The organism is Halalkalibaculum sp. DA384, from assembly GCF_043951955.1.
GTDB lineage: Bacteria > Bacteroidota > Rhodothermia > Balneolales > Balneolaceae > JAMQKA01.
The window spans coordinates 67,222-82,080 of sequence record NZ_JBINJE010000002.1 but is presented as its reverse complement, the minus strand read 5'-3'; the positions used below and the strand labels follow the sequence as shown (position 1 = coordinate 82,080).

Sequence of the window (14,859 nt, the reverse complement as noted above, 5' to 3'; positions counted from 1 at the left end):
AGGGATAACTGGCTCTTTGAAAGTGGTATAGCCATGTTTCTCTTACCAAAAGATCAGATTATATTATTGCCGAAAGAAGTGGTCTCCGTTAATATCCAAGAATACAGTATCTTGACTGACAGCCTGGACCTGAAGCCTTCAGCCTTGAATTATAGGATGCCCCCCGAATGGTATCCACATGCAGCCACGCAGCTGCACTGGCCATCCAACCCCCAAACCTGGCCGGGTGAGCGGCTGCAAAGGGTGGAACAGGTTTACCTTGAGGTTATCGAGGTACTTCTCAAATACGAGCCGATCCATCTTTTTGTGGAGAATGAGGCGATTCGGGATCATGTGTTGGCGCTTTTCCAAAAGCGGAAGATTGACCTGCAGCGTATAACGTTCCACATCCAGCCGATCAATGATGTATGGGCCCGGGATTGTGGCCCTATTTTTATTTGCCGGGAAAAAGCGGGAGCCGAAGAGTTTGCGATTACCGATTGGAGGTACAACGCCTGGGGTGGCAAATACCCGCCATATGAAGATGATAACCGGCTTCCTGCATACATTGCCGGGAAATACGGTATTGAGCGTTTTGAAGCTGACATGGTGCTGGAGGGGGGCGCCATCGAGGTCAATGGTAACGGGATGCTGATGACAACCGAGTCCGTACTCTTGAATCGAAACCGGAATCCGCATATGAGTCGCCGGCAGATTGAGGAGCAGCTCCGCGATTACCTGGGAGTGGAAAAAATAATATGGCTTCAAAAAGGGTTGGCGGGCGACGATACCGACGGACATATCGACGACCTGGCCCGTTTTTTAAATCAATCCACCATATTGGCCGTTACAGCGGAGGATCCCGGGGATATTAATTATGAGGCCACGCAGCAGAACCTGGAGATACTGCGACGGGCCACCGATCAGCACGGTAACAGGTTTAAAATCGAGACCCTGCCGCTGCCGCGTACCGCTATTGAAGGTACCACTGTAGACGGGTCGAGCTATGTGCCCGCCAGCTATGCCAACTTTTATATAGCCAACGGGGTCGTGCTGGTACCGACATACGATGAACAGCTCGATCGGCAGGCCCTGGAACTGTTTGGCCAATATTTCACCGAAAGGGAGGTGGTGGGCATCCCATGCGCCGACCTGGTGTGGGGCCAGGGTGCCATACACTGCATTACCCAACAGCTTTATTGCATTTAGAAATGTTGATGCGTAACTAAGTCGTGAAACTGGTTCTGTAATTCGATAAATCAACAATTCAACAAATTACTCACTCAATTATTAAGAAAAGCTTCTTGCTCTTCCGGCAGCCTGATATCGGCATGCTGACGGCGAATAAACTGAATGATTCGGGCGATATCGGGCACGCGGAGGGTGAATGAAATATCGCCCAGGTCGATCAGCTTCTCAAAACGGCCGGTGATGTGTGATTTGAATATCAGGTGGTAAGTGGGGGAAAAATTAAATAATGCCTGATCGTTCAACTCGGAGTCTTCCGGTGCGAACCTGAGCTCCTCAAATTCACGCATATTGTAGTAAAAATTTTTGACCGGCTGCTCCCCCTTGTAGGTCTCAATCGTGAGCATGTCGCCTTCGGCAGACAGCTCGAACCGGTAAAGCGGGTCGGTAATTTTGAGGATGCCGATGAAGGCGATCATAAACAGAACCAGTGACATCAGCTGGCGGAATCCAATAATAAAAAGGGCCTCATCTACAAAGGCATCTCCCAAAAGATAGGTAGCCAGGGCGGTAGTGCCGACTACAAGCACCCCCCACAACAGGTTGGTGTCCTCCTCGTAAATGGTTAGTGTGGAACTCATGCCCCTTGGTTTTTAGTTGTCCCTTCGCGGAAATACCGATATTGGCCAAAACAGCGGTTTTGCAAAGCTCTCTACTTAATGTAATGCAAAAATTGCAATTAAAAACAATTGGCTTCAACGTCTGGCAATTTTTATACTCAACCTGTTCAAACGAAGGGAAAAATATTAATAAATGTCCCTGATCTTTAATATCTTTTTAATCTGTTCACATCCAGAACAAATCAGCATTTGGCCTTTTATACATGACTGAAGAATTGCACGAAAAGTACGAGGCCGTTATCGGGCTCGAGGTACACTGCCAGCTCTTAACGGAAAGTAAAGCCTTTGCACCGGTTTCCACTGAATTCGGTGGAACGCCCAATACTCAGGTAACCCCGCTCTGTCTGGGACATCCCGGAACGCTCCCTGTGCTAAATGAAAACCTGGTGCGCTATACCATCAAAATGGGAATGGCTACCAACTGCGACATTGCCAAAAAATCGATATTTGCCCGTAAAAATTATTTTTACCCGGATCTGCCCAAGGGATACCAGATCTCGCAGTTTGAAACACCGATCTGCAGCGAGGGGCACCTGGATGTACAAGTCAACGGGCAGACAAAACGGATCGGGATCACCCGCATCCACATGGAAGAGGATGCCGGGAAGTCGATTCACGACCAGGATCCCTACAATACGCTTATCGATCTGAACAGGGCGGGGACCCCGCTCATTGAGATCGTCTCCGAGCCCGACATTCGCAGTCCACAGGAGGCGTACGCCTACCTGACGCGCATTAAGCAAATTGTGCAGTATCTTGAAATTTGTGACGGCAACATGGAGGAGGGAAGCCTGCGGTGTGACGCGAACGTTTCGATTCGACCCAAAGGCCAAAAGGAGCTGAGCACGAGAACCGAATTAAAGAACATGAACTCGTTCCGGAATGTTGAACGGGCGCTGGAGTACGAAATCAAACGACAGATCCGTCTTGTGGAACGAGGAGGAGAGGTCGTTCAGCAAACCCTGTTGTGGGATGCGAATGAGATGAAGACGCGCCAGATGCGAACCAAGGAAGAAGCCCATGACTATCGCTACTTCCCGGAACCCGATCTGCCGCCCGTAGTGGTGACCGACGCCATGCTGGATGAGGTACGTGCGGAACTCCCCGAGATGCCGGATGTGCGAATGCGGCGTTTCGTGGAAGAGTTTGACATGAGTGAAGAGGATGCCCGGAACCTGACCGATGACCGCTACCTGGCGGATTATTATGAGAAGGTGGTGGAAAAGGTGGGAAATCCGAAATCGGTTTCGAATGTAGTTCTTACCGAAGTGTTGCGTGTATTAAATGACAGAAGCATTGATATCGGTGATTTTCCGATTTCTGCAGAACGACTTTCCGGGTTGATACAGATCCGGGAAGATGACAAGATAAATTCTTCGGCGATGACCGAAATATTTAACGAGATGCTCAAAGAGGATACAGAGGCTGAGGACCTGGCCAAGGAGATGAACCTGCTGCAGGTTTCGGACAGCAGCTTTATTGAACCGATCGTCGAAGAGGTCATTGATGATCACCCGGATGAGGTTGAGCGTTATAAAAATGGCAAAAAGGGGCTTGTCGGCTTCTTTATCGGCCAGGTCATGCAGCGCTCCCAGGGCAAGGCAAATCCTCAGTTGGTTCGCGAAATGATAACTAAAAAACTGGCAGACTGATTTTAAACACCTATCTCAACCTGCGTCAGCGCATGCAGTCAAAATCTGGTTTATTTCCCGTACTCCTGGTTACAGCGGGGGCGTTATTATTGAGCGCCTGCACGTTTGACCAGCAGCAGGTGCAGCCTTCTGCACCGGTGATGGGGACTATAACGGTGGCAGATTCTGTTGACAGCAGCCGCGACTTTTCCGGCATCGAAGTCTCCATCACCAAAAAAGATTCGGCCCAGGCGGATGCGGATACGCTGTTCTTCCAGGTAACCGACTCTACGGGACATTTTTCGGGCGTGGCCATGTTCCCTGAAAAACAGTTTTATACGCTCCGCATCGATCGTAACCAGCAGCAGCTCGGGCAGGCATCGGTGATCCTTGCCGATGGAGATACCCTCCGTATTGAGGCAGAGCTTCCCGGATTCCAACAGACATTGACTATTAACTCTGCCGAGCACGAGGCACTTGGCCAGTATCGGCGGGTTAACCAGAACTACCAGCGTGTTGTAAGTTTCATCCAGCGTGGCGTCCTGAAAGGAGATAGCGCCCGAACCGAGCTGCAAAAATTTGCCGATCTGTACTGGGAGATTTACGAAAACAAAACGGGAACCCTGGCCAGCAGAATGGCTGCCGTGGATGCAATAGATATCTACGGCTCTCTCGATGGACGGCAGATGATGCAGAAGCTCCGAGAGGTGCAGGACAATGATCAGCTGGCAGCGGTGGCCGCCCGCTACGGTACCAGCTATCTTGCCGAAAACAAGGGGCTGAACCACACCTTGCAGTACCTGGACAGCCTGCAAACGATCACGGAGGACTCGGTTGCCAGCATGAATATTCAGCAAGAACAGATAAAGCTGCTGTACGACAGCGCGAGGGTGGACCAGGCGAAATCACAACTGGCTGAATTTAAGAAGCGGTTTGGGGATAACAGATCGGTAAAAAGCTGGGTGGAGGGCATCGAATACGATCTGAATTACCTTTCCCCGGGCGATACGATTCCGCCCTTTGCCTTTAAAAACAACGGGAAGCTGATCAGTCGCGACTCGCTACTGGGAACCCCCTATATCCTGGAGATCACCCTCCTTTCAAACCGGTTGTACCAAAACCAGTACGATCGCACATTTGTGATTCACAATATTTACAAGAACTTTGGACTGGAAGTGGTAACCATTCCGCTCGACCAGAGCCAGGTAACGATTGACGCCTTTTTTAGCGAGCGTGAAAAAGCCTGGCCGGTTGCCTCCGCGGAGGCCTTTGACCGCCAGTCAGTAATTGAAAAATTTAATATTCGCCTGGTACCGACCCGTTTTCTCGTTGATCGAAACGGTGAGATTGTACGCAAGTATATCGGGGAGGAATACCAGGATGTAATACAGGGAATTCAAACCATAATTAAGACCGAAGAACCAGCCTCATGAGACGATTTCTTATCGCCGGAAACTGGAAAATGCACAATGGACCCGCCGCAACGCGATCGCTGTTGACCGGGCTAAATGAAGAGATACCCGACATCCCGGAAAGCCTGGATGCGTTGGTGTGCCCGCCTTTTATTTCGCTGGAGGCGGCTGCCGACAAAGTTCGCAAACATTTTGGATTGTACCTCGGTGCCCAAAACCTGCACTACGAGGATGAAGGAGCTTACACCGGCGAAATAACCGCCGGAATGCTGAAAGAAGTGGGCTGTGAGTATGTGATTGTCGGACACTCAGAGCGGCGCGAGTATTTTGGGGAAACGGATAAAACCGTCAACCTAAAAGTTAAGAAAGCGGTTGAGGAAGGATTGAAACCGATTGTATGCGTGGGAGAATCTCTTAAACAGCGGAAAGCGGGTGAGCATGTCCACCTGGTAAAAAAACAGGTGCAGGCCGCATTCAACGAGGTGGAGACTTCCGAAGCCGGAGAGGTGGTCGTCGCCTATGAACCGCTGTGGGCTATCGGGACCGGGGAAACGGCGACCCCGGAACAGGCCCAGGAGATGCATGATATGATCCGGGGAGAATTGAAGGAGCTTTATAATGAAGAGATCGGTGCGCAGATTCGCATCCTCTACGGCGGCAGCATGAAGCCGCATAACGCAGAAGAGCTGCTGAGCCAACCGGATGTGGATGGGGGACTGATCGGCGGTGCCAGCCTCCAGGCCGAAAGTTTTGCCGATATCATCCGGATAGCGGAACAGCTGTCCGTGACCAGTGATCAGTGATCAGAGTGTCGGTGAATATTGTTTCATTGGGAATTGGTGCCGGCATTCCGTGAAGTTGCACCGTGGTATTGCGTACTGGTTGAGCCGTTGTTTCATAAATAGTGCTAAATATGCAGTATTTTGGTTATTTCTTGACACAGCCTTTAGAAATCAGCAGCTTCTGACAACTGACAACTGATTCCCAGCACATTTAACCTCAAACTTCGTAATTGTTCAAAACAAACAGATGAACGTATTACTACTCGGAAGTGGCGGCCGCGAACATGCCCTGGCATGGAAGATTAAACAGTCTCCCAAACTTGATGCCCTTTACATCGCACCCGGAAATCCCGGTACGGCGCAAGTGGGTAAAAATGTGGATCTCTCCCTCTCTAACCATGAACAGATCCTGGCGTTTATTGAAGATAACGATGTGGATTTGACGGTTGTCGGTCCCGAAAAACCTCTCGTAGAGGGAATCACCGATCTCCTGGAAGAGAAGGGACACAAGGTCTTTGGTCCGTCCAAATCGGCCGCCCAGCTGGAGGGAAGCAAAAAATTTGCCAATAACTTCATGGAGAAAAATCGTATTCCCACCGCGGACTATGTAAGTTTTGAAAAGGATGAGTTTGATGAGGCATTGAGCTACGTTCAACGTCGCGATGAATACCCGGTGGTACTTAAGGCTGACGGACTTGCCGGCGGAAAAGGAGTCTTTATCTGCGAGACCGAGGATGAAGTGAAGAAACGGCTGAGGCAGCTGAAAGAGGATGCCAAGCTGAGCGATGCTGCCGAAACACTGGTTATTGAAGAGTTTTTGGAGGGAGAAGAGGCCTCCGTTTTTGTTATCTCGGACGGCGAAACGGCCAAAATTATCCACAATGCACAGGATCACAAGCGAATAGGAGAGGGGGATACCGGCCTCAACACGGGAGGAATGGGGGCTTACTGTCCCGCTCCGGTGATGACCCGAGACCTGCTTATGAAGGTGGAAAAAGAGATTGTGCTGCCCACGATATCTGCCATGTTGCTGGATGAAACGCCTTACAAGGGCATTCTTTACTGTGGACTGATGATTACGGATGAAGGGCCTAAAGTAGTGGAGTATAACTGCCGTTTCGGAGATCCCGAATGCCAGGCGATACTTCCTTCCCTTCAGTCTGACCTGCTGGAACTGCTGGATGCAGCGGCTTCTGGCGAGCTGGCAGAGAAGCAGATTAAGATCGATGACCGGTACCGTTGCTGCGTGGTGATGGCATCGGGCGGTTATCCCAAAGCCTATGAAAAGGGCAAGCCTATTACGGGCATCGGTGAGGTGTCTGAAGATGTGCTTGTATTTCACGCAGGCACGGCGATCAAAAATGGGCAGTTGGTTACCGACGGTGGGCGCGTGCTCAATGTCGTGGGTTCAGGAGACACGCTGCAGGAAGCGATCAAATCTACCTATGCCGAAATAGAGAAAATAAATTTTGAAAACGCCTATTATCGCAGCGATATCGGGGTAAAGGGTCTGGCTCACCTGGAGGCTTAGGTGAACGATTCATAACGATTTCTTAGTTTGCGCTACTAATACCGATATGATGGTTCAATCCTGTAATTAGAGGACCGGTTTATGAAGCATTTGTTTGATAAAAAGATCCTCCCCGCCGTCACCCTCGCCGATGAAGATTCAGCTAAACGCCTGGCAGAAGCCTACCTGGAAGCGGGCCTGAATGTTATGGAGGTAACCTTCCGGACCGATGCTACATTAGCAGCCATCGAAGCGATTGCCCGTTGTTTTCCCGAACTGAAGGTGGGCGCGGGTACGATTCTTCATGCGCGTCAGGTTCGTTCAGCAAAGGATGCCGGTGCTGCTTTTGGACTCTCCCCGGGATTTAGCGAGCGCGTGGTCAGGGCCGCCCGCGATAATAAATTGCCGTTTATTCCCGGGATAATGACTCCCTCTGAAATTGAAGCAGCGTGGAATGCAGGATCTGAACTCCTGAAGCTGTTTCCTGCAGAGACGGCGGGAGGAACGGACTATATCCGCAACCTGGAAGGCCCGTACCTGCATAAAGGACTCCAGCTGATCCCGATGGGGGGCGTTAGTGCCCGCAATATGAGCGACTATCTGGACTGTTCGAGCGTTGTGGCAGTAGGCGGGTCGTGGCTTGCTCCCAAAGACAAGATCAGGGAAGGCGACTTTGGCAGTATTGTTGATATTGTGAGAGAATCATTGAAAAAAGCTGATAATTGATCAGGTCTTGCTAACCCGGATTATTCACCAAGAAATTTGGTTGTGCACGAGGCGTCCCGACAATGGCACCAGCAGGCGTGTTAAGATACGTCGAGGAGCCATTCGTCGGGACAACGACGTGCACGGACAAATTTCGCAGCCCGTTGCTACGGCACCCAAATTTGAGCTATAGATGATTTCCGATATATCAAACAATATCAATGACTTATATATCTATTTTAGTATGATTGTGAATAATTCGGGTTAACACTACACAGACGCAGCGTACCATAGTGTTAACAAGGCATAGTGAATTGTCAGGCAATTAGTCTGGATAGCGAATTGACATTCTATATTTTTGCTTTCTTTTGACCCAGAGGTGGTACAAAGTGCCTCGTAGCTTGGATTAGGCGTAAAACTTTGTGGACATTAGCCCATTTCCCAGTGTGGCCCTGGCAGAACAGCCTGCGAAGTGGAATTTCAGATGGTAACTCTTCTTTTAAATATATCTCCACCAATACGCAGTACGAAATAAAGTCAGGACCCTGTCTCCAATCTATTTCGCAACGGGTGAGCGAAACAGTCGGCCTCAATTTCAAAAAGGTCTCCGTCTTTTGTTTCGATACCATCTCCAAAGCTTAAAACGGACGTGCCAAACAGATGGATATGGACATCGCCCGGCTGGCAAAACAGATCGTATTTGAAGTGGTGATGCTCAATATTGGCGATGTTGTGGGTCATGTTATCCTCTCCAGTCAAAAACTCACGTTCCCAGAGAACTTCATCATTTCTGTAAATCCGGCTTCTCCCGGTAATATGTTTTGGCAGGGGTCCAGTCAGCAGTTCCGGTCCGTAAGAACAGGGACGAAGCTTGGAGTGGGCAAGATACAGGTAGTTGATCTGCTCCATTTTATGATCCGAAAAGTCATTTGACAGGGCAAAGCCGAGCCTCTGTGGCTTGCCGTCCGGATCTATGATGTACAGACCGGCGATTTCGGGTTCTTCTCCACCGTCGAGGGCAAAACCGGGTGACCGAATGGGTTCGTATGGAGGCGTTGCCATAAGCCCATTGCCCTTGTAGAACCACTCAGGCTGTGAAGCCGGCTTTTCGCCCTCCATAACACCGTTCTTCCATCCCATTCGGTACATGCGCATAGAGTCGGTCAGCTCGCTTTCGTCGCTCTCTTTCAGCTCCCTGTGCATTTTATCGCGAGACTCGGCGCTGCCCGTATGTGTCAAGCCGGTACCGGTAATCCAGATGTGGTAGGGGTCCGGGTGGTCGAGGGGCAGCAAAATTCTACCCTCTTCCACCAACTGAGTATAAGGGTGCCGGATACTGGACATTAGCTCTTGCGCAGCCTCCCGAAGGGATACCTGATTCCCTGCCGAATGATGAAAGAGGTCGTATGTGGATGAAACCGTGTGAAGTTCGTAAACCTCACCATCTTCAACAACACCGACACACCGGTTTGAATCTTCTTTTTTGAACTGAATCAGCCTCATGTCAGATTATTTTTTGAATATTTACACTATTATGCCGGGCTGCCACTTTTGCTCCCTGACCTGGAGTGTGGGATGTTTTGCTTAGAAAAACAGGTATGACATGGTCAGGGCCATGGCAAAGCCGGTTAATGAAACGATGGTCATCATCACAGTCCACGATTTAAGGGTCTGTTTCTCCGTAAGTCCAAGGTACTTGTTGACCAGCCAGAAGCCGCTGTCGTTGACGTGCGACAGAATACTGGAACCGGCAGCTATGGCCACCACGACCAGGGCTTTTTCCGGGGAGCTCAGGGTAAATTCACTCATAATGGGGGCCACCATTCCAGCGGAAGTTACCATCGCCACGGTAGCGGATCCCTGGGTGACTCTGATAACGACCGCCATGATGTAGGCCAGAATAATCGGGGTGATGTTGTATGCAAGCAGCAGCTCTGCAAGCGCTTCACCCACACCGCTGTCAATCAGTATCTGCTTAAACACGCCTCCCGCACCCGTCACCAGGATGATAAGGCCGGCCGGGGCCAGCGCTTTGTCCGTGAATTTGAGGACCTCTTTCCCGGTAAAACCCTTCTTGTATCCCAGGAAATAGGCCGCCATCAAGGTTGCGATGGTCAAGGCACTGAAGGGATGGCCGATAAACTGAAGAATTTCAATAATAAGAATGCCCTCTGCTATGGTTCCCTCCTCTACCAGCAGGTCCAGTAGTGTTGCCAGCACAATTAAGACGAGCGGGAGCAGGATCACCGTCAAAATCATAAAAAAGTCGCTTTTATTGGTTTCGGTGACCGATTCTTCGGCCGTTTCACTGAAGTCGGGGGGATCAACGTGAATCTTGTTACCGATATAGTGACCAAAGACAGGGCCTGCGAGAATAGCCGCGGGAATGCCGGTGATAGCCCCGAATAAAATCACCCAGCCGAGTGGAACGGAAAGGATGTCTGCTACTGCAATGGGTCCGGGAGTGGGAGGAATAAAGGCGTGCGTAACTCCCATGCCCGCCAATAAGGGGATCGCATAGAACAGGGTGGATTTTTTTGTTTTCCGGGCCAGCGCATAGACGATAGGGACCAGGATAATGAATCCCACATCCAGGAATACCGGGATGGAGATGATAAATCCGGTAAGAGTTAGTCCCCAGGAGGTTCGGTCGCTGCCGAATGTCTGTACAATGGTTCGCGCCAGTGTTTCTGCTCCCCCGGACACTTCAAGAAGTTTGCCCAGAATCGATCCGAGTCCTACGATGATGGCGATAAAACCGAGAATACCTCCCATTCCCTCTTCAATACTGACCAGAACTTCATCAAAGCCCATACCCGCGGCCAGACCCACAAAGGCGCTGGTCAGCAGCAGAGACACAAACGCGTGGATTTTCAGGCGGGTTACCATCACGAGCAGTAGTGCGATAGAGCATAGCGTGACTAGCAGAAGATAGATCGATTGGTCCATAGATTGCGTGAGTTAAGTATTCCGGTTTATGATTTTAAGGTGTCCCTGTATGATCAGGTCACCGGGATTTGGCACCGTTTCGGGATTAAAATCCAGATATTCGAGTGCGGTTTTATATCGCGTGTTGAGCGGATCGCTCCCGATAATGTATAGATCACCCGGAGATATGCTTAGGAGATCCCCTACCTCACTTCCGATGATCAAACCGCTCAAAAAATCAAAATTTGGTGCCGGCTCCACTCCCGCAAGCAGATCCCGGATCCTGACCTCAAACAGTGCGTGCAGCAGGTTCTCTTCGCAGCCCTTTTTAACCCCCTCCAGGAAGGCATCGGTATGCAGTATGTCGCCGGAAGAAACGGAATCAGACAACACGCTCCGGGATGAAAGGAGTTCGAAAACTTCTCCAGTCATGTAGGTTTTAAAATCTGTGACTTGCTGTTGCCTGATAAAGACATGCTTGCTATGGGTGCCGGGCATGACGGCGACAGCATCTTCCAGGGAAAATCCGGCCGCCAGCCCCAACAGTTGAACCTCTTCCCCGCGCATCACGTCGCTGGAACTCCGGACCCCGGAAATGAGTAAAATATCGCGGGAATTGTGGTCGGAACGGGGAATCAGCCTTGATGACACAGAAGCATCGGCGAGAGAGAAGGGCACCCGGGCGTACGGCAGTTCAACAATACCGATACTTGAGGAGGCCATCCCCGAAATGAGAACAGGGATATTTTTGAGAGTTGGACTGACCTGATCCGCAACCTGCCGAATCTGATCTTCCAGGTATTTCAGGAAAAAAGTTTCTCGATCCGGATGCCCGGGATCCCGGGACCATCGGCCGAACAGGTTCTTGACGCCGCCCGAAGTATCGTGTTGATAAATCACGTTCCGGGTGTTGGAGTCCACCAGGGATAAGCGGAAGGAGGTGGTTCCCCAGTCGCAGCTAAAAAAATAGTTGTTTGCGTTATGTATTTGTCTCATCGTACTGGTAACACGGGTTCTTTGAGCATCTGTATTGTAATAGCTGTCAATCAAGAAAAAGGAGATGATAGTCCCCGGAGAACGACATAGTTCAGCCGTCATAGTGTGTTCATGTGGCTGCGCTAGCTGTACCTTGTATCCCGGCTCCCGTTTCTAAACCCGAATTATTCTATTCACCAGAAAATTTAGTTATGTGCGAGGCAAAGGAAAAATGAGGGCTGGAAGGTACTTTTTTGCACCTTCAGCACATCACTTTCCCTTCTGAGAAGTGCCACGACTGAATTTCGCGGCTATTTTCGGCAATACTCAAATTTAAAGCAACAGGCAGTTTTTCTTACGTGCAAGGACATCAATGGCTTAACCTTGCCTGTACTGTTTCGCGAATAATCCGGGTTAAGCTTTCGCTCCACTATCTATTAAGTATTGTCGGGAGTTGCAAATATTTTTAAGTAAAATTATTTGAATAAACTGGGAAGCTCTGATCGAATAACTTTGCCGGTTCTGTTGGTGGGCAGTTCCCCGACGGCTAAAATCTGTTTGGGGATTTTATAGGCAATCAACCGTTGTTCAAGCTTCTCACGGATCGCTTCCGGATCAAAGGGGGCTCCCTTTTCAACGACTACGGCAGCCACCACCCGCTCGCCCCACTCTTCGTCAGGAATACCGGTAACAGCCGCTCGCCGGATCGTCTCCAGCCTTTCCAGTTGCTCTTCCACCTCGTAGGGCGATACATTTTCGCCGCCCGTTATAATCAGGTCGGATCGGCGCGATTCGATAAAAAGATGCCTGTTGCCGTTTAAATATCCAAAATCTCCGGTATTAAACCAGCCGTGCTCATCAAATCTCTGCCGGGTCAGGTCTTTGTTCAGGTAGCCGTCAAACACCTGCGGCCCTTTAAGCCAGATCAGTCCCGGGGTATTTCCCTTCACGGGTGTGCCGCCCTCATCCCGAATTTGAATATCATTGGGTTCAAAAATGGGTCCCACACTTTTCCTTGGAATATAGGTGCCACTCGGTTTCAACAGGGGATTTGCCGCAATCTGCGCACAGGTTTCAGTCATGCCGTAGCTGGCCACTACCGGCACGCCCTTGGCGACGGCCCGCTCCAGCAGCGCGGTGGAAATAGGTCCCCCGCCAAGTAATATCGCCTTGAATGTCGGGTGCGTCCGGAAAGCGGGGATGTCGATCAGTCTCTTCAACATGGTGGGGACAAGAGAAGCAGCCTGGAACAGCTTGTTTTCCGAGAGAAATGTGCCAACCATCTGCTCATCGAACTTTTTCATCCGGTAAATACCGGACCCGTACAGGAGCGATCGGATGATGATGGAAATTCCTCCCACATGGTTTAGGGGGAGACAAAGAAGCCAGAAATGGTTGGAATCGGGACGGAAGTTCCGGGCTGAGGCGCGGGCGGCGAAAAGCATCTGCCGGCGCCTGAGAGGGACAATCTTGGCTGAAGAGGAGGTTCCGGAAGTAAAAAAGTATCCAAATACTTGATCAGGATCGGGGTCAAAGCTGAAACCCGGTGATACTGTGGAGTCGCCCGGTTCGTTTCTGAATGCGTTTTCCAGGCTGAGTTCTTGAATCGAAAGAACCGGCGGCAATTTTTCTGGTGAGAGTGGCAGATCTCCCTGCGTTATAAGCAGGGCGGGATTCAGCTCCGTAATTTGTGCCTGCAGCTCCTGTGCAGGAGAAGAGGGGTTAAAACAGGCAAATGGCAAGCCGCTTTTCCAGCAGGAGGCGACAGCCATAACCAGCTCGTCACACGAATTGGCCACAAAGCCCACGGGGCGGCTGCCGCTGATATCGAAATCCTGGAGCCGGTGCATGAGATAGGTTCTATAGCGGTTGAGCTGGTGATAGGAATACAGGCCCTCTGCAGACGCTAAAAACAGGTTTTCGGGGTCCGGTGTGCCAAATGAGGGGATGGAAGCAGTATCTTTATCCACGATTACAGCTCTATCTTTTTAACTGCAGGTGCAAGCTTTTCCGGGTTAAACTGCATGCCGAGGCCTTCTTTTTCAGGTAGATGCATGGTCCCGTTTTTAATGTATGGTTGATCATTCCAGACATCCAGGGCCAGGCGGTTTCCTGTAGCCAGTCCCTGTGCAAGTGCTGTAGAACCGGCACCGGCTGCCAAAATAGCCGTCATCATCCGGCCGATGCCGCCTTCCAGCGATGTCGTAACGACGAGTTTGTAATCATGATTGTCAGCAAGGCGAAATGTTTCAAAAAAACTTTTGAATCCTCCCAGGACCATCGGTTTAACCACCAGGATGTCAGCACAACGGCTTTTAATCCAGTCGTCGACATCTTTATTGCAGTATAACGACTCGTCGAGCGCAATCGGGATGGTGACGCTTTGCCGGAGCTTTGCCAGGCCGGCCGGGGTTGGCTGCTTCAGCGGCTCTTCGCAATACTCGATCCGCAGCGGGGTCAGCTTATCGAGTTGGTTGGCCGCCTCCTCCGGGCTCCAGCCCTGGTTGGCGTCTATCCTGATATTGAGATCAGGAAATCGACTCCTTAATGCTTTTATTACTGCAAGCTCGTGGCTGAAATCGGCACCGACTTTGAGTTTTATGGTTCGGTATCCCGCCTCCCGGTATGCCAGGGCCCGGGCAAGCAGCGCCTCTTTCTTGTCGATCGGCAGTGTGGCATTGACTGTAATTTGGGATCGCGATTTTTTGAAAAGCATTTTCGGCAGGGGAACCTGTTTGGCTTTTGACCAGTAGTCAGCCAGCAGCGTGTCGAGCCCGAAAGCCAGGGAGGAGGGGAGTACCGGCAGCAGGTGGTGCATCCCGGTTTCGTATTTTTGCACCGCTTCCCGGATGTATGCATGAAAGCTGCTGTTGTGAACAGCCAGGTAGCGCCGCACCTCATGGAGCGATTCTCCTGAAAAACCGGGCAGGGGGGCTGCCTCTCCATATGCTTCGATCCCCTTGTGACGCAGTATAAAAATGATCCCTTCCCGTTCGGTATAGGAGTCAGAAGCGGTGACAAAGGTTTGTTTGAACGGGAACCGATATTGGTAAAGCTGAATATTCATGG

Annotated in this window: 12 protein-coding genes; 6 read left to right on the top strand and 6 right to left on the bottom strand. The window is 50.6% G+C overall.

What is annotated here, in order from left to right; translation table 11 throughout:
* The first annotated feature begins 111 nt into the window (after window positions 1-111).
* Window positions 112-1,188, top strand: coding sequence for an agmatine/peptidylarginine deiminase (locus ACG2E4_RS01765; protein ID WP_395275537.1), 1,077 nt, complete (start codon window positions 112-114; stop codon window positions 1,186-1,188).
* Window positions 1,189-1,262: 74 nt separating this feature from the next.
* On the opposite strand, the gene ACG2E4_RS01760 is transcribed toward ACG2E4_RS01765, so the two are convergent.
* On the bottom strand, window positions 1,263-1,808 hold the full coding sequence (locus ACG2E4_RS01760; RefSeq protein ID WP_395260548.1) for a hypothetical protein: 546 nt from the start codon (window positions 1,806-1,808) through the stop codon (window positions 1,263-1,265).
* A 242-nt stretch (window positions 1,809-2,050) separates the two neighbouring features.
* Between ACG2E4_RS01760 and gatB the strand changes: the two genes are divergently transcribed.
* The 5 genes from gatB (at window position 2,051) to ACG2E4_RS01735 (ending at window position 7,908) form a co-directional block, all read left to right on the top strand.
* Window positions 2,051-3,499: an Asp-tRNA(Asn)/Glu-tRNA(Gln) amidotransferase subunit GatB gene (gene gatB / locus ACG2E4_RS01755; protein WP_395260546.1), complete on the top strand. Its 1,449-nt coding sequence runs from the start codon at window positions 2,051-2,053 to the stop codon at window positions 3,497-3,499.
* 32 nt (window positions 3,500-3,531) lie between these two features.
* Window positions 3,532-4,911, top strand: a complete 1,380-nt coding sequence (locus ACG2E4_RS01750; protein ID WP_395275536.1) for a TlpA family protein disulfide reductase — start codon at window positions 3,532-3,534, stop codon at window positions 4,909-4,911.
* Window positions 4,908-5,693 (top strand): triose-phosphate isomerase, encoded by a 786-nt coding sequence (tpiA, locus tag ACG2E4_RS01745; protein WP_395260542.1) that lies wholly within the window; start codon window positions 4,908-4,910, stop codon window positions 5,691-5,693. Before ACG2E4_RS01750 ends, tpiA begins: the two co-directional genes overlap by 4 nt.
* A 226-nt stretch (window positions 5,694-5,919) precedes the next feature.
* A complete protein-coding gene (gene purD, locus ACG2E4_RS01740; protein ID WP_395260541.1) occupies window positions 5,920-7,203 on the top strand; it encodes a phosphoribosylamine--glycine ligase in 1,284 nt (427 codons plus the stop codon).
* Between the two features lie 81 nt (window positions 7,204-7,284).
* Window positions 7,285-7,908, top strand: a complete 624-nt coding sequence (locus ACG2E4_RS01735) for a bifunctional 4-hydroxy-2-oxoglutarate aldolase/2-dehydro-3-deoxy-phosphogluconate aldolase (protein WP_395260539.1) — start codon at window positions 7,285-7,287, stop codon at window positions 7,906-7,908.
* A 516-nt stretch (window positions 7,909-8,424) separates the two neighbouring features.
* Here the strand turns inward: ACG2E4_RS01735 and araD1 are convergent.
* The 5 genes from araD1 to menC all read right to left on the bottom strand — a co-directional run bounded on the left by araD1 (window position 8,425) and on the right by menC (window position 14,857).
* The gene (gene araD1, locus ACG2E4_RS01730) at window positions 8,425-9,390 is read right to left on the bottom strand and encodes an AraD1 family protein (RefSeq protein ID WP_395260537.1); all 966 of its coding nucleotides are present in this window, start codon (window positions 9,388-9,390) and stop codon (window positions 8,425-8,427) included.
* Window positions 9,391-9,471: 81 nt separating this feature from the next.
* Window positions 9,472-10,836: a GntP family permease gene (locus tag ACG2E4_RS01725; protein WP_395275535.1), complete on the bottom strand. Its 1,365-nt coding sequence runs from the start codon at window positions 10,834-10,836 to the stop codon at window positions 9,472-9,474.
* A gap of 12 nt (window positions 10,837-10,848) precedes the next feature.
* The gene (locus ACG2E4_RS01720; RefSeq protein WP_395275534.1) at window positions 10,849-11,811 is read right to left on the bottom strand and encodes a 2-dehydro-3-deoxygalactonokinase; all 963 of its coding nucleotides are present in this window, start codon (window positions 11,809-11,811) and stop codon (window positions 10,849-10,851) included.
* A 455-nt stretch (window positions 11,812-12,266) separates the two neighbouring features.
* A complete protein-coding gene (locus ACG2E4_RS01715; protein WP_395275533.1) occupies window positions 12,267-13,760 on the bottom strand; it encodes a class I adenylate-forming enzyme family protein in 1,494 nt (497 codons plus the stop codon).
* 2 nt (window positions 13,761-13,762) lie between these two features.
* On the bottom strand, window positions 13,763-14,857 hold the full coding sequence (gene menC / locus ACG2E4_RS01710; protein WP_395260529.1) for an o-succinylbenzoate synthase: 1,095 nt from the start codon (window positions 14,855-14,857) through the stop codon (window positions 13,763-13,765).
* Window positions 14,858-14,859: the final 2 nt, after the last annotated feature.